Consider the following 19,246-nt stretch of genomic DNA (forward strand, 5'->3'; position numbering starts at 1 on the left):
CCTTATTCAGGTTTGACCAAGAATAACGGCTGTCCATATTCAACCAATTGACCGTCTTTTACTAAGATTTCTGTAATTTCACCTTTTACTTCCGATTCAATCTCATTAAATAATTTCATCGCTTCTACGATACATACGACAGAGCTTTCTTCGACTTTATCTCCAACCTTCACATATGGACCTGCTTCCGGGGAAGAAGATTGATAGAACGTCCCTACCATTGGAGACGTGATTTTATGTAAGTTTGAATCTTCAGCTTTTGCTTGTGGAGCTTCTTTTTCTTCTGTATTGACAGAAGGAGCTGCTTCCTGAACAGGCGCAGGAGCCTGCTGTACTGCTTGAGCTGCAGGTTTCACTTCCTCTACTGCCTGAACGACTTGTGGTTGTCCGGAAACTGTTACACCATTATTCTTTTTAAGTTTAATTTTCGAACCATCATGCTCGTATGTAAACTCATCAACACTAGAATGATCTACGAGTTTGATTATTTCACGAATTTCTTGAATTTTTAACACGGTTGACACCCCTCTTATAGTTTAAAAAATTATGACTAGCTACTAATATCATACGATAATACCTCGTATAAATTCAATATGCGATTCCTACCAATCTGTAAAGCGCATACAACCCTATCCTCTATTCTAGACCTTTTTAGAAAAAAAATAAAATAATAGAAGAATTTTTTTGATATCTGTTGGTTCTTTTATGTGTGCTGCAAGTCATTGCAGTTCCTTTTTCAAACAAAAAATAGCCACCTGAAGGTTCCCCTTCGGCGGCACTGGTTTTCACATTAATTTGTTGGTTGGAATTCTACTGCTACCGGTTTCATCTGCCCGACTTCACTCATCACGAGGCGGATGATCTCATTCGCATCGGCTGTTGAGTGCTCCTTGTCGGATTTCACTGTGATACGGATATTTTCACCATTAGCTCTGACTAACGCATCTTCATAACCCATTGTTTTAATCATTGTTTCCAATACTGATTCTGTCATGGCCAACTCTCTTAAGTTCTCCATCTCTTCATAGGCAGCGCTTTTTTCCTCTGCTGATACATCGGCGTTCGCTACTTTCGCTTCCAGTTCTTCGCGAAGCTGTTCGCGTTGGTCCAATACTTCAATTCTTAAAGCTTCGAACATTTCATTACCAGCTGCGTCTGTTACAACTTCCATGTCAGACATAGTTTCCTTCCCATCTTCTTTCGCTTGCTCCTTTCCGTCCTTTTCCTCATATGCCATATCTGTCACTTGCTGTGTTGGAGAAGTAATGTAATAAACTGAAAGCACGATCACAAGACTCAACATCGTTAATAACCAAACTGTTTGTTTTTTAAGTAACATCTATCATTTCCCCCTTATTTTTTGGGCAGAACCGAAACCCTGTGACTTGGTACGTCTAATCCACGGGTAACAGCTTCTATGATCCATTTTTTGATTTGTATATTATCGGCCCCTTTTGCTACAACAAGGACACCGCTGACTTTAGGTTTTTTAGTTTCTTTCACAATGGGAACTTCTTTCTCTCCATCCCTGACGATGACCATTTCTTCCTCTTGTGATTTATCTTCTATCGATCGTTTTCCACCTTGCTTATCTTCTTCAGAGGTTGTTTGTGACTGTGTGGATTCATTCTTTTCATACACTTTTGACTCTGTTGCCTCTACATTGACAACAACATGCACTTCACTCACCCCGACAATCTGATCCAGGGCTTCTTTCAGCTGGTTTTCGTATTGATCTTCGTACCCTCTCATGGAGCCATCCGATTCCTTATGGCCGGAGCCGAATGTTGCGACCTCTTCAGGAGCTTCTTGGTCTACTGAATTAGATACTTCCATGCTGCTATCCCTGCTCCAAAGATCACTGATCAGCATAAAGGCGACACCTATCAACAGCACAATGAGAAAGTATTGAAACTTATTCCCTTTTTTATCCTTTGGCGGTGAATTTGCATTCTCCTTTGACAGCCATTCCTTCAATGCGTTAAGCGGACCTTTATTAAAGTTCATTGGCTTCCCCAGTCCCCCCTTCAACAGTAATGATTATTTTGTCTGGTGTAAGATTCCATTGCTCGGCAAGTAAGGAGGCCATTAGGGACGTACTTTCTTCAGGCGTTTTCTTTCTCGGCTCAGCTCCCGTATCGATCTCCACGTTTTGAACAGTTTCAATCGTAGTGTTTTCCTGTTTTTCTTTAACTACCACTGTCACTTCTGTGATACTATCCGGGACATTCTCCAAATCATCTGCTTTCACTACAACCCTCTCAATGACCTTACCGTGTTCATCCATCATCTCCTTTTCAGCTTGTTGTTTCATTTGGACAGCCATCTGTTCTAAAATATATGCACGTTGAGAGGCTTGTATTTCTTTTTTCTTCATTTCTATTAAATTTTCTACAGAATTATTCTGAGAATCTCCATTTATATCAATTGACTCCATCACCTTATCAAAGTCGGTGGCCATTAATTTAAACAAAGGTGTAAGGATAATGGTGATCAACAATAAGCCAGTCACGATTTTCGCATATTTTTGCATGTTGGAACTGGGAAGAAGCATGTCAATGACGGTGGCTAAGAGAACAAAGATTATGATATTTGTAATCCAATCGGTGAGAAATGACATGACGGTACTCCTTCCTCTTTATCGCATCATCATCGTGATATTTCCTGCCGCAATGATGACGGTAAGACTCAAAAAGAACATAAAGGACACAATGGCAAGGGCAGCAAAGACATAAATCACACTTTTGGCAATGATATCGAGACATTCAATCACCGGTCCGCCACCGAGTGGTTGCAGGAGAGCCGCTGCTAATTTATAAATAAACGCAATCATGAGGATCTTGATTGCGGGAAAAGCTGCAATGATCAGAACAATGGCCACGCCAGCGATTCCCACCGTGTTCTTTAAAAGAACGGAAGCGCTTATCACTGTATCCGTCGCATCCGTGAACATCCTTCCGATCACAGGTACAAAATTCCCTGTAACAAATTTCGCTGTTCGAATCGTAATCCCATCTGTCACCGCTGCCGTGGCTCCCTGCACGGAGATAACACCAAGGAAAACGGTCATAAAGGCTCCTAATAACCCGATACTCCATGTCCGCAATAACTGGGCTAGCTGCGTCACTTTATAATGAGTGGAAAGGGTACTTACGATACTTAATAATGCCGCCAGAAATAACAGGGGAAGCACGACATTTTGGATCAGCAAACCGCTTGTGTTCATTAAAAAGATAATCACAGGATGAAAAAATGCTGCGGATACAACTCCCCCGGAAGCGGCAATAAGCGCTAACATCAGGGGTATGAGGGCAATGATGAAGTGGATCATGGTGGAGATGGCATCCCGGGTGTAATCAATCGCCACGTGAAAACTATTTAGGGCGATGATGATCAGGACCATGAACACAATGCTGTATGCAACCTTGCTGACACTCCCTCCTTCAAATGCATTCTGCAGGGATTGTAGGAACATACTGAAAATCGTTAGCATAATCAGTGTTCCTAATAGCTTCCCATTCATCACAAGCTCCTGGAAGGCGAACTTGAAGATTCCACTAAACCATGCTTTAAAAGAAAACTCTTTTTCCCCTTTGATAAAATCAACCAAACTCCCCTTTTGACTTTCGGGAAGATAGCCACCGTATTGATCCACGATACTGTTCCAGAATCCTTTTAATTCTTCGATTCCTAATTGATCTAATTGCTGATCGATCATTTGCTGTTGAATTGTCGAATCGGGCAGACTCTGTCCCTCTCCTTCTTCAGCTTGTCCACTGGAGGCTCCTACGAAAAAAATCACGAGTGCTATGACGAGTATTCGATATATTTGCAACAATTTTTTCCACCTCTTAACGTTTCGCTTATCCAGTTGGGATCATGTTGATAATCGTTTCGATAATCACTGTTAGAATAGGTACCGCCATTGCTAAAATCAAGATTTTACCTGCAAGCTCTACTTTCGCTGCAAGTGCTCCTTGGCCGGCATCCTTTGTAATGTGAGAAGCGAATTCCGCTATGTAGGCGATGCCGATAATTTTGAGAATGGTTTCTACATACACCATATTCACATTTGCATTCGCAGCAAGCTTCTCAATCATATGAATGATGGAGTAAATCTGATCGATCAGAAATAAAAAGATCGAACATCCTACAAACACAATAAGCAAAAAAGCAAAATTCGGTTTCTGCTCTTTCACAATCAAAGCCAGAAAGGTCGCAACCAGTGCTATACCAACAATTTGAATGATTTCAATCGCGGACGCCCCCTCTAACCTTGATATAAGAAGACTGATTTAATCTTCTGGAACAGATCATCGACAATCGAGGCCACCATGAAAAGAATATAGATGAACCCAAACAATGTAACCCACTGTGCATATTCTTTCTTCCCGACCTGATCTAAAATCGTATGCAAAAAGGCCACTACAATCCCCACCCCTGCGATCTTGAAAATAATATCCACATCAATTCCCATATTCATTTCCCTCCCGGTTTGTAAAAGCTGTTCTCGCAAGCGATTGGCATGTTTAGAAGTATTGACCTTTAATGCATCGTTATAGTAATAGGATGATCAGTAATAAACCTGATAAAAAACCCAAGCTCTTCGTCATCTTTTCATATTTTCTCTGCTTTTCTATCGCCTCTGATTCTTCTCTTTCCAAGTGTTTTAACGCTAACTGTATATGTTTTTGCTGAGTCATCATGTCGTGTTTGCCCAGGTTTTCTCCAAATTGTTTCAGGATCTCGTACTCACCTGTTTTAAAAGCCGTTAATTTCCATATATCATTCAGACTTTCTTCCCACGCTTTCTTCACTGAAATCTCCTGCTCCGTTAATTTCTTTGAAAACGTTTCGAAGAACCATGAAACAGGTTTTTGCAGTTGCTTGGAAATCTTTCTGGTCGCTTCATGCAAAGGGGTATGACTGTAAGTGATTTCTGCTTCCAATGACTGGAGGGCCACCTTCAATAACCGAAGCTGCCTCGGTCTTTCCGTTAAATATTTAGACGCTTCGAAACCAGCCCAGGAAGTAGAAAGCAGGATGAAAACAGCACCGATTAGTTTAATCATTTATGTCACACTCACTTTTTTCAGAAGAGATTGACCATGTTCATTCCACACTTCATGAACCTTACCAGGCTCATCCCCTCTCCTTAGTTCAACAAACCGCTCAATGGTTTGGAGATTCACAATGTCCTTGATGACTGGTCTCTTCGCAACTTCACTAAATGAAGATCCATGAGTCGTCATCACAAGGGTAATACCGGCATTAACGGCTTCCTGGATAGCTTGACCATCTTCTACACGACCAATCTCATCCACAATCAGGACGTCGGGACTCATCGAGCGGATCAACATCATCATCCCTTCAGCCTTCGGGCATGCATCCAGCACGTCCACTCTCGGTCCAAACATCAGCTGAGGAATTCCGTTTACACAGCCGGCAATTTCGGAGCGTTCATCGACAATCCCTACTTTAAAAGGGGGGATATTTTTTTCAGGGATACCCGTCGATATCATGCGTGCAAGATCTCTAAGCAATGTCGTCTTACCTGTCTGAGGCGAGCCGATAATCATCGTATGCTTCCAGCCACTTTCATAAACATATGGGAAAATTGAATGAGCTATGCCAAGCTTTTGTCTCGCGATCCTGATGTTAAAGGAAGACAGATTCCGAATTCCTTTCACCACACCACCCTCTAAAATGACTTTTCCAGCAAGACCGACCCGATGTCCGCCTTCAATCGTGATATACCCTCTCTTCAGTTCTTCTTCCAATGTATAAAATGAATGCCGGGATAGTTTGTTAATAAGCTGTTCGCTATCTTCCTCGGTTACGGTATAAGAAAGAAAATATGGTTTCCCCCTGGCCGTGACCTCCAACACACGGTTTGTACGAACCCTAATCTCTTCAATTCGGTCAATTAGATCTTGTGGAAGGGTCAGGACTTTGTCAGAAATAGTGCTGGGTAGTAAGGCTAGAACTTCTTTCATATAGGTACCTCCTAATCTTGTTCCACTTCGGATTGTATGAAGACATAACGAACCTTCGTACATGCTTCCCGATAATACAATGTATTCTAGTGGCATGAGATTATGACAGTAGAGTTGGGAGATTTGTGGTGGGGATTGAGAGATTTGGTTTGGAGTGAGGGAGATGAAGGGGAACGGGGAATTCGGGAGATAAAATGAAAATGTCGAAGATAAACCAATACTCAGGGCGACAAAGCCCTCATTGCCAATTAAAAAAAGCCTGAACGGGAGTAATCCCGTCAGGCTTTTCACATTATTTATCCACGTGATACGTATGATCCGTCTGTTGTATTAATGATCAATGTGTCTCCTTCATTGACAAAGAACGGTACGTTAACCACTAATCCTGTTTCCACTGTAGCAGGCTTTGAACCACCGGAAGCCGTATCGCCTTTGATGCCCGGTTCTGTTTCAGTTACTTTCAATTCAACCGAGTTTGGAAGTTCTACTCCAAGAGTTTCTCCACCGTACATCATAATGGACACTTCCATGTTTTCTTTCAGGTATTTCAATTCATATTCGATGGAAGAAGCAGGAAGTTCGATTTGATCGTAGCTCTCATTGTCCATGAATACATGCATGTCACCATTCGCATACAAGTATTGCATTTTACGGTTATCGATTTGAGCTTTTCCTACTTTTTCTCCTGCACGGAACGTTTTTTCCTGGATGGCACCTGTGCGCAGGTTACGAAGCTTGGAGCGGACGAATGCTGCCCCTTTACCCGGTTTAACATGTTGGAAGTCGATTACTCGCCAAATCCCGTTGTCGACTTCAATTGTCAAACCTGTACGAAAATCATTTACTGAAATCATAATTATTTCCTCCTATAGTCTAGTAGACCTGTATTTAGGCCTACAATGGTAGAATGATTAGATCTTTTGTAGAATGTGTCAGTGTTTCATTGGAATCTTCTGTTATGAGTGTATCATCTTCAATACGAACACCGCCAACACCTGGAACATAGACGCCCGGTTCGACCGTTACGATCATTCCAGGCTCCAGTACCACATCGGAACGGGAGGACAATCCTGGTCCTTCATGGACTTCAAGGCCGATTCCATGTCCCAATGAATGTCCGAAATACTCTCCATAACCCTTTTCTGTTATGTAATCACGTGCAATAGCATCCGCTTCTTTACCTGTCATACCAGGCTTGATTTTTTCCATAGCCAGAAGTTGTGATTGTAGAACGACATCATAGATCTCTTTCAATTTTTCACTTGGTTCTCCTACAGATAAGGTACGTGTCATATCGGAGCAATATCCTTTATAGTATGCACCATAATCCAACGTTACAAAATCACCTTTTTCAATGACTTTATCACTGGCAACCCCATGAGGAAGTGCAGAACGATTACCTGAAGCAACGATGATATCAAAAGATGAAGATGTCGCTCCCGCTTTTCTCATGAAGAATTCTAATTCATTGGAAACTTCTAACTCTGTCACACCCGGTTTAATAAAATCTAATATATGCTTAAATGCTGCATCGGCAATATCCGCCGCATCCTTAATTATCTTAAGCTCTTCAGGTGTCTTAATCAAGCGTAACTTTTCTACCAGCCCTGATACCGGTACAAGTTCTGCTTCCAACACTTCACGATAGCTATCATACGCACTATAAGTCATGTAGTTCTTCTCGAAGCCCAATTTATTAATCCCCAGGTTTTTCACTTGTTTCGCTACTTCCTCATGGATGGGTCCAGTATGCTGGACGATTTCAAAATCGGCAGCCTGCTCGGTTGCTTGCTCGATATAGCGGAAATCTGTTATGAATAACGCTTTCTCTTTAGAAATCAGAACAACTCCTGATGAACCCGTAAAGTTTGTCATGTACCGACGGTTGTAGGTACTTGTAAGTAAGATCCCGTCAAGTTCGTTTTCTGAAAAAGTCTCTCTTAATCGTTCAATTTTCATCGTATTCCACTCCCTTAATGTTCTTTATGATCGCTTGTAAAGCCAGCTCGTAACCAAACAGTCCCAATCCGACGATCTGACCAATCGTTTCAGCGGCCACGACAGATTGATGCCTAAACGTTTCACGGGCATGTATATTAGATATATGCACTTCCACTACCGGTACTGAAACCGAAGCCACTGCATCTCTTATCGCATAGCTGTAATGTGTGAAAGCACCGGGATTCAGGATGACTCCCCCATACCCTTCATCCTCTGCCTTGTGTATGTAATCAATCAGTTCCCCTTCATGGTTCGATTGAGCTGAAACGAGTTGAAAGCCTTCACCTTCTGCTTGTTTCGAAAGCTTCACCTCAAGTTGCGGCAAGGTGACGTAGCCATAAATCTCTGGTTCACGTTTTCCGAGCCTATTTAAGTTAGGACCATTTAAAAGCAAGATTTTCATCATATGTAAACCCCTAAAAAAATAGAATGTTCATCATGAACATTCTAACACAAACCTTATACCTATACCTACATAATTGTCTGATAATGAGGATTTGTTAGTGTGAAACTTCCCCTGATTTTTCTTTTTCATTCTGATGTCTCAATTCATTTTCTTCATAAGAAATCGAATAGCCGATAAATACGCCATACAAAATATACAGGCAGAAGGTTGTGATCAAAGTATGATAATCAATGGAAGTAAAAGATTCAATGCTCGGGAAGAGCGGATTAAGCAGGAAAAAGAACGCTAAGTATAATGCTACACCGTAGGCAGCCCCTACCCACATTGACTTGAATTTTCGTAATAAACCATAATATATGAGGGCCACACCTATAGAAATCACTCCATATGCCACAATGGAAAGAACGATCCCGATCCATTTGTCCACCCAGTCACCAACCGCCCACGGCTCAAAAATAATATTTGGCTCGATTTTCGTAAAGGAAAAAAAGTAACAAATGTAGGCAATTGAACTCCATAACATCCCACCTATAAAGCCCGTCACTACGACCATCGCCATGAACGATAATGGTTTTTCACCCTGATTCTGCTCTAAACGCGGATTCTCTTTGCTTTCTTCTGTTCCATCCTGAACCTTTTCATGCTGTCCCTTTTGTTCAGCCATCTGTAACACCTCCATTCGTAGTATGTCCCATTCGTTTAAACATTTGCATGGTTTTACTTATTTTTCATCTGTGAATGGTGAGGAAATATGGATGATAAAATCCTATCTCTAGTCCTTTGTTTGATTTTTTAGTAAAATAGATAGTATCTTTCCAAGTTTCAAAAAAATAGGCCCAGTAATATTTACAGAAAATCGATAACTAATATGGTTAAATAACAAGGAAATTGTCTAGAATAATAGTATAGATATGTATAATGGATTGTATGTAAGGAGGTGGCTTTGTTGAACGCTCGTAATATCTTTGTTTTCACATTAATATTGTTAGCTATTGTAGGGCTCTTAACTTCCCTATTCGGAAATCCTTTAGGGTTGGTTAAACAATTATTTGTTACTGCAGCTGTAATCGGAATTATCTACTTCATTTACCGAAGATGGTTCAGCGGAAGGCGGTCTGGTAATAGTAATGAACAGAGAGCGTTTCTTAAAGCAGCCAAACAATCAAAGAGGCGGCATAAGAAAAAATCTCCAAGTAAGCCTCAAGTATCAAACGCCTCAAAGAAACGTTCGATACGAAAGAAATCCAATGCCAACCTTACCGTAATTGAAGGAAAAAAGAATAAGAAAAACAATCGAGCCTCATTTTAGGAGCTCGATTGTTTTATTAATACGGCCATTTTTGAAGAAATGCTTCTGCTTTTGATTTTCCGTACTGAATGAGTTCTGCTCTTTTTTCCGGTGTTAATCCGAATTCGGTTGTGAGCACACCTTCAGTCGGAATAAAGATGATGTTTTTTTCAAGTTTTCTGGAAATGTATCTTGAATCATGTGCATCTTTCATTGTAGTAAAGAGTGCTTCATACATATCAATCGCATTTTTAATTTGTTTTTTTGGCTTTCCGACTAGATCGTGACTCAACTTCACCCCGATGACCGGTCTTACCTTTTTCACATTTTCCCTATCGAACAACCACATTGGGAAGTTACTGAGCACCCCACCATCAACCATGAAACTTATTCCTTCTAAAGATCGCAGCTTTACAGGTTCAAAGAAGTAAGGAAGACTCGCACTCATTCGTATCGCCCTGGCCACAGGAAAGGTTTCTTTCGCTATGCCGTACTTCTCCAGATCATCTGGAAGAACCAATAATCTGCCATTCGATAAATCCGAAGCGATGACCCGGAGTGAATGGGGTGGTAAATCGGCAAACGTATAAATCCCTCTTGCTTTCAGCTTCTCTTCTACCCAGCTTTCAAGCGCCACTCCTTTATATAAACCTAAACGATAGTAAACCCTAAACCATTTTATAATAGGGAGAGAGATGATCGCGTTTGAGTCCAGCAATTTACTAATTTCTATATCATCCATAATTTTGAGGAGCTCCCTGCTCGAATAACCTGCAGCAATAAATGCTGCAATTACCGCTCCGGCACTTGTTCCTGCGAGCCTTTTAAATTTGTAGCCCTTCTCCTCTAATGCTTGATATGCTCCGATTAACGCGAGCCCCTTTATGCCTCCACCTGAAAAAACACCATCGATGTCCAAAGGCCCCACTCCTTCAATGTCTATTACTACATCTTTAATTCACAATGAAGGGTTTTAGACTAAAAAAATAGGAAGGGAACAAGTCCCCTCCTATTTTTCTTCATTTATTATAGACCGCATTTCAGCTGTGCGCCGCAGTTTGTACAAGTATTACAGCCACCCATATCTTTTACCGTCCCTTTACGGCAGACCGGACACGTATTCCCGACTTCAGAACCTATGGTCACGTCAGTTGAACGTACGTCCTGAATCGTATCAAGTAATACGATCGGCTTTTTCGAGGTAGGAATGTCTTTTTGTTCCTGTTCGTCCTCGTCATCAAAGCTGTTTTCTTCTGCCTTGAGGGTAAGAACTTGTGAATCACGGCTTCCGTCAACGTAGACGGTTCCACCTTTTGCTCCCCCTTTATAAAGTCGCTCATACACTTTCTCTACTTGCTCGACCGTATATCCACGAGGGGCATTAACCGTTTTTGAAATTGAGCTGTCGATCCAATTCTGAATCACACATTGGACATCGGCATGTGCTTGTGGCGCCAGGCTCATGGAAGAAACAAACCATTCAGGAAGATTGTCAGCATCTGCATCCGGATTTCTGTTCAAGTAATCCTCTACAATATCCGCTTTCACTTCAATGAACTTACCAAGACGTCCACTTCTGTAATATGTGAATGAGAAATAAGGTTCAAGACCAGTAGATACTCCAACCATCGTACCTGTTGAACCTGTTGGGGCAACGGTCAATAGATGAGAGTTTCGAATCCCGAACTGTTGAATGTCTTTCCGAACATCCTCAGGCATTTTCTTCATAAAACCTGTTTCTACAAACGCTTTACGTAAAGCCTTCGTTTCATCGTCGGTACTTCCTGTAAGGAATGGGAAGCTTCCCTTTTCCTTGGATAATTCAACAGATGCACGATAGGCGGTTGTTGCGATGACTTCAAATACTTCATCCACAAGTCTGTTGCCTTCTTCAGAACCATATTCTTTTTCGCAATAGATCAACAAATCTGCAAGACCCATTACCCCAAGACCTACACGGCGCTCTCCAAGTGCCTGCTTTTTGTTTTCTTCAAGGAAGTACGGAGTCGCATCGATGACATTGTCCTGCATGCGCACACCCACTTCAACGGTACGCTTCAATTTTTCAAAATCAACAGATTTCGTCTCTTTATTGGCAAACTGAGCAAGGTTGACAGCTGCCAGGTTACACACGGAATATGGAGCAAGAGGCTGTTCACCACATGGGTTCGTAGCAACTACCTTTTGACCATATGCCTTCGCATTCGTCATGTCATTCGCGTTATCAATGAAGAAGATTCCAGGTTCCGCTGAGTAAGTTGCACAAACGTTGATAAGATTCCAAAGCTCTTTTGCCTTGATCTTACGGTAAGTGCGCACTTTGTAGCCCAGCTTTTCCCACTCACGGACATCACCTACGTTGTGCCATTCTTCATTATAGTACTTCATTTGCTCTTCGTTATAAGTTTCCACATCAGGGAAGCGCAGTTCATATTCACGATCGTTTTCAACAGCTTCCATAAAGTCGCTTGTCAGGCAAACCGAGATATTCGCACCTGTCAGGAATTCTGAATTATGGACGCTGTACGTTCCGCCTGTACGAAGCTTTTCTTCTGCATTCTTAAGGATTTTCGCATCAAATCCACCGTAGCCAGGGATTTGTCTATAATTAAGGATTCCTTGATACATCGCTTCCTCTTGTTCTGTCAGAGGTGTGAATTTCAACTTATCCTGTGCTGCTTTTTTAATGGTTTCATCTTCTGTATTTTCAAGAAGATAACGTAGGATACGCGGGTTTTGCATTTTAGATATGATGAATTCGATAATATCGGGATGCCAATCTGAAAGCATGATCATTTGTGCTCCACGTCTTGATCCACCCTGCTCAACCAAATGAGTCAATTTAGCGATGTCATCCAGCCAGGAAACCGACCCGGAGGATTTACCGTTTACACCTTTAGCCAGAGTATTTCGCGGACGAAGAGTCGATCCGTTCGTTCCGACCCCTCCGCCTCGGCTCATGATTTCCATCACCTGCTTGCGGTGTTCCGAAATTCCTTCACGAGAATCCTGTACGAAAGGCATCACGTAGCAGTTAAAGTACGTTACGTCCGTTCCGGCACCAGCCCCGTAAAGTACCCGGCCAGCAGGAACAAAATGAAGGTTCACTAACTCATGATAGAATTTTTCAAACCAAACTTGTCTCTTTTCAGGAGTTTCTTCCACTTCTGCCAAGCCTGTTGCGTTACGCTTCGCAATTTGTTCATAGTAGACTTCCAGTGGCTTTTCGATTACATCGAGTGTTCGTGAGACGATACCGGTTTCCATTTCTTCCGGCTTGTCGATGGCACTTCTGTACTCTTCTTCAATCCAAACATCTGCTTTCTTCGTTTCCCAGTCGATGCTCGAAATGTACCCTAATCCTCTTGCAGGGAATTTAGGATCTTCTTTGATGGTGAGGACCACGAAATCCCCTTCAGAAAGAGTGATTTTTTCCGTGTCTTTGAAAGAATAGCGATCAATCATGACAAGACGGGATACACCTTTGTGTGTAGTATTCATATCTGGGGTTATGGGATGTACTTGAGGAAATAATCCGATATCCTGATTTAATCTTTCGATGTTTAATTTCATTGTGTTTTTCGACGCAACAGTCATAAAGACAACTCCTTCTATCTCAAATCTTTCAATTGTATGTTGATTACTTTGATGTCTAATATCAAGTAATACGATATCATAGCTCTATTAGAAAAGCAATAAATAAACACAATATATAGTGTGTTAAAAATTATTCGACACACCACATATTGTGTTTCAGGTCAATAGGTCAATTGTTTGTCAAACGGATAATAAGCCAATAAAAATAGAAAACAGGAGGAAATTATAGAAAATCATATAAACCTCCGACCATTTCTATTAATTTAGAACTTGATATAAATCCAAGCCGCGTAATAGTTGGTAAAATAGGAAAAAAGCGACAAGCATCGCTTTTTTTCTACAAAAAAATTTTTATCGCTTAAAATTCCAGTCATCTGATTCGTATCGGGTCCTGGCAAGGTCCACAACATATTGTGTTTCCTCTTCAGAAAGTTCATATGGTTCCAGGTGGATATTCAATCCTTCTTCAAAACCTTTTTTGAACGCTTCCTTCGCCATATCCATGGTGACCGTTTCAGAACTGATTTCGTTCATCGCGACTGCCTTGCTTTTAAATGCCCGCTGCATACGCTCTTTCACCCTGTCCGATGGATAATTAAACAGGCTGAACAACTTATCCTCGTCAAGATCCAATAGAATGGAACCGTGTTGAAGGATGACGCCTTTCTGCCGCGTCTGGGCACTTCCAGCCACTTTTCTGCCTTCAACGACTAACTCGTACCAGCTTGGAGCATCAAAACAAACGGCCGAACGTGGATTTTTTAATCCTTCCCTCTCTTCTGCTGTTTTCGGAACAGCAAAGTAGGCTTCGAGTCCAAGTCCTTGAAATCCTTTTAAGATCCCTTCAGAAATCACTCGATATGCTTCCGTAACCGTTTTAGGCATCTCAGGGTGTTCTTCGGAAACAATGACACTGTACGTCAATTCATGCTCATGCAGAACCCCTCTGCCTCCCGTCGGTCTTCTGACAAAGCCCAGTCCGTGCTCTTTCACTGCATCAAGATTGATTTCCTTTTCTACCTTTTGAAAGTATCCGATCGAGAGCGTCGCGGGATCCCAGCCATAAAACCTGATCGTGGGAGGAATCTTCCCCTCGCTATGCCAATCCAATAGCGCCTCATCAAGTGCCATATTATAAGAAGGGGAACAATTCCCTGAGTCAATGAATCTCCATGTTTCTTTTTTCATGCATCATACCTCATTTACGTCTTCTCTTTAATATTATTTTGTTATGTAAAACATCAACTTCATTTAAGTCCGTTACTAGTCTATCAAATCCAAAAGAAAAAACAAAGAAAAACAGATTGGAAAGTGTTTGCTGTAAAATAATAAATTTGTTTTGATTCTCAGGGCTTTCATGAATATAATAGAAGTTAGCGCATTTGTAGAAAGGAGCATGAATGATGGAAGGATTATATATTCTTTTAGTCGTACTTGGTGGAATCATTGTTTATTCACTCTTTACGTTCTTCTATCAAAAGAGAATTGTGAATACTTTGACTGAAGAAGAATTTAGAGCAGGATATCGGAAAGCTCAGTTGATAGATGTTCGTGAAGCGAATGAATTTGATAACGGTCACGTACTTGGCGCACGAAATATCCCCCTCTCTCAAATTAAAATGAGACAAAAGGAAATCCGTGCCGATCAGCCCGTTTACCTTTATTGCCAAAGCGGACTCCGCAGTGGAAGAGCAGCTCAAATGCTTCACCGCAAAGGGTACCGAGATCTTCACCAGTTGCAGGGCGGCTTTAAAAAGTGGACAGGTAAAGTAAAACATAAAAAATAATGTGAAAGGATTGCCTTTAAGGCGATCCTTTTTTAATTGGTGGAAATAGCCGGGTGGATTGGCGTTGGTGGTTCTCCCCCCACCTCCTTGAAGGTCCGTCCCTCAAAAAAACCCCCGCAGCGATTGGCTGCGGGGATTTCCAATTTTATATTCTTTAGTTTTCTTTTGTATAACGCAGTACCGGTTTTCTTGCTGCGAGTGTTTCGTCCATACGTTTGACGATGGTTGTATGAGGTGCTTCCTGGACGATTTCCGGCGTTTCTTCTGCTTCTTTGGCAATCTGGATCATGGCATCAATGAAGGAATCGAGTGTTTCTTTAGATTCTGTTTCAGTTGGCTCGATCATCATGCATTCTTCCACATTTAATGGGAAGTAAATCGTTGGTGGATGATATCCGAAGTCGAGTAGTCGCTTCGCAATATCCAATGTACGGACGCCGAGCTTCTTCTGACGTTTTCCGCTGATGACAAATTCATGCTTACAATGACGATCGTATGGAAGGTCAAAGTGAGGAGCCAGTCGGCGCATCATGTAATTTGCATTCAGGACCGCGTTTTCCGTAACGGCTCTCAGCCCGTCTGGACCCATCGTTCTGATGTACGTATAGGCACGAACATTGATTCCAAAGTTCCCATAATAAGGTTTTACACGTCCAATGGAATCAGGGCGGTTGTAATCGAATTCGAATTTATCTCCATTTTTCACCAGGACCGGTTTTGGGAGGTATTTAATCAAGTCTTCCTTCACTCCGACAGGACCGCTTCCCGGACCACCGCCTCCGTGAGGACCCGTAAAGGTTTTATGAAGATTTAAATGCACGACATCAAATCCCATGTCCCCCGGTCTGGCTTTTGATAATACGGCATTTAAATTGGCACCATCATAATACAGCTTACCGCCTGCTTCATGAATGATAGCAGCCATTTCCAGAATGTTTTCTTCAAATAATCCAAGTGTGTTCGGATTGGTCAGCATCAGGGCCGCTGTATCATCTCCTACAACACGCTTCAGATCTTCCAAATCAACTAATCCATTCTCGTTTGATTTGACCGTTACCGTTTCAAAACCTGCTACAGTCGCACTGGCAGGATTTGTTCCATGAGCAGAATCCGGTACGATGACCTTCGTACGGTGAGTGTCGCCATTTGCTTCATGATAAGCACGGATCATCATAAGACCCGTCCATTCTCCATGAGCACCTGCAGCAGGTTGAAGGGTCACTTCATCCATGCCAGTGATCTCTTTCAAATGCTCCTGAAGATCATACATCAATTCAAGGGCACCTTGAACGCTTTCCGCTTCTTGAAGAGGATTGATATGAGCGAATCCATTTAAGCGTGCAACGTTTTCATTCACCTTCGGATTGTACTTCATCGTACAAGACCCTAGTGGATAGAAACCGGAATCCACACCATGATTACGTTTTGATAAGGCCGTATAATGGCGCATGATATCCAGTTCGGATACTTCTGGAAGCTCTGGATTTTCCGAACGGATATAATCCGATGGGATGAGATCCGATAATTCCACCTGTGGTACATCCATTTCAGGTAAGCTATACCCGACACGGCCTTCTTTAGATAATTCAAAAATAAGAGGTTGATCTTGCTTATTCATGACAATCCCCCAATTCTGCTACGAATGCGTCAATTTCTTCTTTGCTGCGAAGTTCAGTAACAGCCACGAGCATGTGCTGTGATAAGCTGTCATCCATTAATCCTAAATCGTATCCACCAATCATTTCTTTTCCTAAGAGCTTTTGATTGATTTCATTAACCGGCATATTTACCTTTACGACAAATTCATTGAATGATGGTCCTTCAAATGCAATGGAGAACCCTCTTGCTTTAAAGGCTTCTTTTGCATAATGTGCTTTTTGGATATTTTGAAGTGCCATCTCTTTAACGCCTTGTTTTCCAAGTGCCGTCATGGCTACAGATGCAGCGAGTGCATTTAATGCCTGGTTTGAACAAATATTCGACGTGGCTTTATCTCGACGGATATGCTGTTCACGTGCTTGAAGAGTCAAAACAAACCCTCTGATTCCATCTTCATCAACTGTTTGACCAACAAGACGGCCTGGAACTTTACGCATTAGCTTTTTGTTAACGGCGAAGTATCCACAGTGCGGTCCACCGAATGCACTTGGAATACCAAATGGCTGTGCATCACCAATGACGATATCGGCTCCTAATTGTCCAGGAGGAGTAAGTGCCCCTAATGCAAGCGGGTTTGAAGAAACCACGAACATCGCTTTTTCAGCATGAGTCACTTCTTCGATGGCTTTTAGTTCTTCTACCCGGCCGAAGAAGTTAGGATATTGAACGACTACCGCTGCAATTTCACTACTCATTAATTTCTTAAGTTCTTCCACATCCGTAACACCGTTATTGTGTGGGATTTCTACGACTTCTATATATTGGCCTTTTGCATAAGATCTCAGGACATCACGTGATTCCGGATGCACAGTGCTTGAAACCAGTACCTTTTTTCGACGGGTCTGCCCTGCACTAAGCATAGCTGCTTCTGCAAGAGCCGTTCCTCCATCGTACATGGAAGAATTGGCTACATCCATGCCGGTCAGCTCACAAATCATCGTTTGGAATTCAAAAATGGCTTGAAGTTCTCCTTGCGAGATTTCCGGCTGATATGGTGTATAAGCTGTATAAAATTCAGAGCGTGATAACACATGATCCACGATGATCGGCATGTAGTGGTCGTATACTCCTGCCCCCAAAAAGGATGAATGACTTTTCAGGTCAGCATTCTTCGCTGCCATTTTGGTCAGTTCCTTTACCAATTCCGTTTCTGACTTCGCTTCTTTGATTTTGTAATCCCCTTTGAAACGAACCTTCTCAGGAATATCTTCAAATAGATCGTTAACGCTGTCTACTCCTATGCTGTCTAGCATTTCCCTTTGATCCTGCTCTGTCATCGGTAAATAACGATGCTTCATGACCGTCATTCCTCCCCTATTTCTTTGGTCTTTTATAGAATGGTGTGGCTACTACTTTCGCTTTTAACTTTTTCCCTCTGATTTCAACCAGCACTTCCGTATCTAAAGAAGTAAACTCTTTATCAAGTAATGCTAATCCTACATTTTTCTTTAATGTTGGCGATTGTGTACCGGTTGTGACTTCCCCTATTTCTTCTTCACCGGAATACACCTTATATCCATGGCGTGGAATTCCGCGATCGATCATTTCAATCCCGACGATTTTTCTTGGGGCGCCTTCATCCTTTTGTTGTTTCAGCACTTCCTGACCATTGAATGGAACCTCTTTATTCACTTTTACGGCGAATCCAATCCCTGCTTCGATCGGCGTGATCGATTGAGATAATTCTTGACCGTAAAGGGCAAGGTTCGCTTCAAAACGCAAGGTATCACGTGCACCAAGTCCGCATGGAAGTACACCATGTTCTTTTCCTGCATCCAGGATCGCTTTCCATATTGCAGCCGCATCACCTGCATCACAGTAAATCTCAAATCCGTCTTCCCCTGTGTAACCGGTACGTGAAACAAGTGCATGCTTACCATCTATATTCACTTCGGTCTGGAATTTAAAGAATCCGATATCGCTTAGTGAATGTTCGTTTGTAAGTATTTGTAAAACCCGTTCAGCAAGTGGACCTTGAAGTGCCAATTGAGCCATATGTTCAGAGATGTTGTTGATTTCCACGCCGTCGACTTCATGTTCCTTCAGCCACTGAAAATCTTTATCTATATTTGCCGCATTAACAACGAGCAAATAATCATTATCTTTTATTTTATAAACTAATAAGTCATCGACCGTCCCACCGTTTTCGTAGCACATAGCCGTATACTGCGCTCCTCCATCTTTTACTTTGGAGACATCATTGGTCATCATTCTTTGTAAGTAGTCAAGAGCCCCTTCACCCTTCACTTCAATTTCTCCCATATGAGAAACGTCGAATAGTCCAGCCCGGGATCGTACCGCTTCATGTTCTTCTTTAATGCTTGAGAATTGTACTGGTAAAGCCCAGCCACCGAAGTCGATGGTCTTTCCTCCATACTCTTTGTACACTTCGTATAAAGGTGTTTGTTTTAACTCTGACATGACTTTTCCCCCTTTATCTTCCTTACATGCATAATCCTTAACCAAGTTTTATCCCATGAAAAAAGGACAGAAAAACCCCTTTTCATAAAGA

General features: G+C 42.0%; 21 protein-coding genes. 2 read left to right on the forward strand and 19 right to left on the reverse strand.

Annotated features, from left to right (window positions below; translation table 11 throughout):
• Positions 1 to 2 precede the first annotated feature (2 nt).
• From accB to ACXAF2_RS03670, 13 genes are all read right to left on the reverse strand, one after another.
• Positions 3 to 515 (reverse strand): acetyl-CoA carboxylase biotin carboxyl carrier protein, encoded by a 513-nt coding sequence (gene accB, locus ACXAF2_RS03610; RefSeq protein ID WP_475137402.1) that lies wholly within the window; start codon positions 513 to 515, stop codon positions 3 to 5.
• Positions 516 to 790: 275 nt separating this feature from the next.
• The gene (locus ACXAF2_RS03615) at positions 791 to 1,339 is read right to left on the reverse strand and encodes a SpoIIIAH-like family protein (RefSeq protein WP_044340042.1); all 549 of its coding nucleotides are present in this window, start codon (positions 1,337 to 1,339) and stop codon (positions 791 to 793) included.
• Between the two features lie 14 nt (positions 1,340 to 1,353).
• Positions 1,354 to 2,007 (reverse strand): stage III sporulation protein AG, encoded by a 654-nt coding sequence (spoIIIAG, locus tag ACXAF2_RS03620; RefSeq protein WP_475137403.1) that lies wholly within the window; start codon positions 2,005 to 2,007, stop codon positions 1,354 to 1,356.
• Positions 1,997 to 2,620 carry a stage III sporulation protein AF gene (gene spoIIIAF, locus ACXAF2_RS03625; protein WP_475137404.1) on the reverse strand — a complete coding sequence of 208 codons (624 nt, stop codon included), beginning with the start codon at positions 2,618 to 2,620 and terminating at the stop codon, positions 1,997 to 1,999. The genes spoIIIAG and spoIIIAF overlap by 11 nt, the downstream gene beginning before the upstream one ends.
• An 18-nt stretch (positions 2,621 to 2,638) precedes the next feature.
• Positions 2,639 to 3,829, reverse strand: coding sequence for a stage III sporulation protein AE (gene spoIIIAE, locus ACXAF2_RS03630; protein ID WP_475139090.1), 1,191 nt, complete (start codon positions 3,827 to 3,829; stop codon positions 2,639 to 2,641).
• 34 nt (positions 3,830 to 3,863) lie between these two features.
• A complete protein-coding gene (gene spoIIIAD, locus ACXAF2_RS03635) occupies positions 3,864 to 4,256 on the reverse strand; it encodes a stage III sporulation protein AD (RefSeq protein ID WP_172655798.1) in 393 nt (130 codons plus the stop codon).
• Positions 4,257 to 4,270: 14 nt separating this feature from the next.
• Entirely contained in the window at positions 4,271 to 4,477 is a 207-nt protein-coding gene (gene spoIIIAC / locus ACXAF2_RS03640) for a stage III sporulation protein AC (RefSeq protein WP_034758004.1), read from the reverse strand.
• A gap of 79 nt (positions 4,478 to 4,556) precedes the next feature.
• Positions 4,557 to 5,072: a stage III sporulation protein SpoIIIAB gene (spoIIIAB, locus tag ACXAF2_RS03645; RefSeq protein ID WP_148969590.1), complete on the reverse strand. Its 516-nt coding sequence runs from the start codon at positions 5,070 to 5,072 to the stop codon at positions 4,557 to 4,559.
• Positions 5,073 to 5,996 (reverse strand): stage III sporulation protein AA, encoded by a 924-nt coding sequence (spoIIIAA, locus tag ACXAF2_RS03650; RefSeq protein WP_475137405.1) that lies wholly within the window; start codon positions 5,994 to 5,996, stop codon positions 5,073 to 5,075.
• A gap of 296 nt (positions 5,997 to 6,292) precedes the next feature.
• The gene (gene efp, locus ACXAF2_RS03655) at positions 6,293 to 6,850 is read right to left on the reverse strand and encodes an elongation factor P (protein ID WP_034757996.1); all 558 of its coding nucleotides are present in this window, start codon (positions 6,848 to 6,850) and stop codon (positions 6,293 to 6,295) included.
• 40 nt (positions 6,851 to 6,890) lie between these two features.
• Complete coding sequence (locus tag ACXAF2_RS03660; RefSeq protein WP_475137406.1) at positions 6,891 to 7,955, reverse strand: M24 family metallopeptidase; 1,065 nt, start codon at positions 7,953 to 7,955, stop codon at positions 6,891 to 6,893.
• A complete protein-coding gene (aroQ, locus tag ACXAF2_RS03665; protein WP_475137407.1) occupies positions 7,945 to 8,403 on the reverse strand; it encodes a type II 3-dehydroquinate dehydratase in 459 nt (152 codons plus the stop codon). The genes ACXAF2_RS03660 and aroQ overlap by 11 nt, the downstream gene beginning before the upstream one ends.
• A gap of 94 nt (positions 8,404 to 8,497) precedes the next feature.
• Positions 8,498 to 9,067 (reverse strand): YqhR family membrane protein, encoded by a 570-nt coding sequence (locus tag ACXAF2_RS03670; RefSeq protein WP_475137408.1) that lies wholly within the window; start codon positions 9,065 to 9,067, stop codon positions 8,498 to 8,500.
• Between the two features lie 282 nt (positions 9,068 to 9,349).
• Here ACXAF2_RS03670 and ACXAF2_RS03675 point away from each other — a divergent pair, with 282 nt between their 5' ends.
• Entirely contained in the window at positions 9,350 to 9,712 is a 363-nt protein-coding gene (locus tag ACXAF2_RS03675) for an SA1362 family protein (protein WP_475137409.1), read from the forward strand.
• 16 nt (positions 9,713 to 9,728) lie between these two features.
• Here the strand turns inward: ACXAF2_RS03675 and ACXAF2_RS03680 are convergent, their stop codons facing one another.
• From ACXAF2_RS03680 to ACXAF2_RS03690, 3 genes are all read right to left on the reverse strand, one after another.
• Positions 9,729 to 10,610, reverse strand: coding sequence for a patatin-like phospholipase family protein (locus tag ACXAF2_RS03680; RefSeq protein WP_475137410.1), 882 nt, complete (start codon positions 10,608 to 10,610; stop codon positions 9,729 to 9,731).
• A 107-nt stretch (positions 10,611 to 10,717) separates the two neighbouring features.
• Positions 10,718 to 13,288 carry a vitamin B12-dependent ribonucleotide reductase gene (locus tag ACXAF2_RS03685; RefSeq protein ID WP_475137411.1) on the reverse strand — a complete coding sequence of 857 codons (2,571 nt, stop codon included), beginning with the start codon at positions 13,286 to 13,288 and terminating at the stop codon, positions 10,718 to 10,720.
• Between the two features lie 351 nt (positions 13,289 to 13,639).
• Positions 13,640 to 14,476, reverse strand: a complete 837-nt coding sequence (locus tag ACXAF2_RS03690; RefSeq protein WP_475137412.1) for a lipoate--protein ligase family protein — start codon at positions 14,474 to 14,476, stop codon at positions 13,640 to 13,642.
• 215 nt (positions 14,477 to 14,691) lie between these two features.
• Here ACXAF2_RS03690 and ACXAF2_RS03695 point away from each other — a divergent pair, with 215 nt between their 5' ends.
• Positions 14,692 to 15,075: a rhodanese-like domain-containing protein gene (locus ACXAF2_RS03695; protein WP_113970477.1), complete on the forward strand. Its 384-nt coding sequence runs from the start codon at positions 14,692 to 14,694 to the stop codon at positions 15,073 to 15,075.
• Positions 15,076 to 15,229: 154 nt separating this feature from the next.
• On the opposite strand, the gene gcvPB is transcribed toward ACXAF2_RS03695, so the two are convergent.
• The 3 genes from gcvPB to gcvT are packed head-to-tail and all read right to left on the reverse strand — an operon-like array spanning position 15,230 to position 19,155.
• Positions 15,230 to 16,693 carry an aminomethyl-transferring glycine dehydrogenase subunit GcvPB gene (gcvPB, locus tag ACXAF2_RS03700; RefSeq protein WP_475137413.1) on the reverse strand — a complete coding sequence of 488 codons (1,464 nt, stop codon included), beginning with the start codon at positions 16,691 to 16,693 and terminating at the stop codon, positions 15,230 to 15,232.
• The gene (gene gcvPA / locus ACXAF2_RS03705) at positions 16,686 to 18,032 is read right to left on the reverse strand and encodes an aminomethyl-transferring glycine dehydrogenase subunit GcvPA (RefSeq protein WP_475137414.1); all 1,347 of its coding nucleotides are present in this window, start codon (positions 18,030 to 18,032) and stop codon (positions 16,686 to 16,688) included. The genes gcvPB and gcvPA overlap by 8 nt, the downstream gene beginning before the upstream one ends.
• A gap of 16 nt (positions 18,033 to 18,048) precedes the next feature.
• A complete protein-coding gene (gcvT, locus tag ACXAF2_RS03710) occupies positions 18,049 to 19,155 on the reverse strand; it encodes a glycine cleavage system aminomethyltransferase GcvT (protein WP_475137415.1) in 1,107 nt (368 codons plus the stop codon).
• Positions 19,156 to 19,246 lie beyond the last annotated feature (91 nt).

The sequence above is a fragment of the Rossellomorea sp. ABR4_004 genome, assembly GCF_056159585.1.

Coding starts and splice junctions, on each gene's coding strand:
- ACXAF2_RS03615 (WP_044340042.1), bottom strand. CDS start 1,339: ATGTTACTTAAAAAACAAACAGTTTGGTTATTAACGATGTTGAGTCTT.
- spoIIIAG (WP_475137403.1), bottom strand. CDS start 2,007: ATGAACTTTAATAAAGGTCCGCTTAACGCATTGAAGGAATGGCTGTCA.
- spoIIIAF (WP_475137404.1), bottom strand. CDS start 2,620: ATGTCATTTCTCACCGATTGGATTACAAATATCATAATCTTTGTTCTC.
- spoIIIAC (WP_034758004.1), bottom strand. CDS start 4,477: ATGGGAATTGATGTGGATATTATTTTCAAGATCGCAGGGGTGGGGATT.
- spoIIIAB (WP_148969590.1), bottom strand. CDS start 5,072: ATGATTAAACTAATCGGTGCTGTTTTCATCCTGCTTTCTACTTCCTGG.
- spoIIIAA (WP_475137405.1), bottom strand. CDS start 5,996: ATGAAAGAAGTTCTAGCCTTACTACCCAGCACTATTTCTGACAAAGTC.
- efp (WP_034757996.1), bottom strand. CDS start 6,850: ATGATTTCAGTAAATGATTTTCGTACAGGTTTGACAATTGAAGTCGAC.
- ACXAF2_RS03660 (WP_475137406.1), bottom strand. CDS start 7,955: ATGAAAATTGAACGATTAAGAGAGACTTTTTCAGAAAACGAACTTGAC.
- aroQ (WP_475137407.1), bottom strand. CDS start 8,403: ATGATGAAAATCTTGCTTTTAAATGGTCCTAACTTAAATAGGCTCGGA.
- ACXAF2_RS03670 (WP_475137408.1), bottom strand. CDS start 9,067: ATGGCTGAACAAAAGGGACAGCATGAAAAGGTTCAGGATGGAACAGAA.
- ACXAF2_RS03685 (WP_475137411.1), bottom strand. CDS start 13,288: ATGACTGTTGCGTCGAAAAACACAATGAAATTAAACATCGAAAGATTA.
- ACXAF2_RS03690 (WP_475137412.1), bottom strand. CDS start 14,476: ATGAAAAAAGAAACATGGAGATTCATTGACTCAGGGAATTGTTCCCCT.
- ACXAF2_RS03695 (WP_113970477.1), top strand. CDS start 14,692: ATGGAAGGATTATATATTCTTTTAGTCGTACTTGGTGGAATCATTGTT.
- gcvPB (WP_475137413.1), bottom strand. CDS start 16,693: ATGAATAAGCAAGATCAACCTCTTATTTTTGAATTATCTAAAGAAGGC.
- gcvPA (WP_475137414.1), bottom strand. CDS start 18,032: ATGAAGCATCGTTATTTACCGATGACAGAGCAGGATCAAAGGGAAATG.
- gcvT (WP_475137415.1), bottom strand. CDS start 19,155: ATGTCAGAGTTAAAACAAACACCTTTATACGAAGTGTACAAAGAGTAT.